This is a genomic window from Photorhabdus stackebrandtii (genome assembly GCF_011189495.1).
In the GTDB taxonomy this organism is placed as follows: Bacteria; Pseudomonadota; Gammaproteobacteria; order Enterobacterales; family Enterobacteriaceae; genus Photorhabdus; species Photorhabdus khanii.
In genome coordinates this window covers 1-336 of sequence record NZ_PUJV01000196.1, presented here as the reverse complement: position 1 = coordinate 336, position 336 = coordinate 1, and the positions used below count along the sequence as shown (strand labels likewise).

Here is a 336-nt window from a genome sequence, read left to right as displayed (position 1 = left end):
ATCAGGTGTTTCAGGCTCTGCTTATCTGGATAAATCGACGACATCCAAACAAATCAGCCCGATGGAAGCAAAAGCGTTATTTCCGTCGCCTTGGTTTACGTCAATGGACTTTCTTCCCGATGTTCAGGAATATGAAGGGAGAACAGGGATATCTCGACCTGTTCTCAATGGCGAGTACCCCGATCGTCCGCCACATCAAGATCAGAGCTAATGCGACCCCTTATGATCCGACATACCGACAGTACTTTGAGCGTCGTGCGCGGATCAGATAGCCCGAAGCGGAGCATAAGGGAAGGGATTTATCCAGGAGTAAAGCACGTTGGGTTACCGGGTCAT

At 49.7% G+C, this 336-nt stretch carries 1 pseudogene; it reads left to right on the top strand.

The features are described 5' to 3' along the window. Positions 1-272: pseudogene (locus C5470_RS22305) on the top strand (group II intron reverse transcriptase/maturase); the annotation flags it as partial. Positions 273-336: the final 64 nt, after the last annotated feature.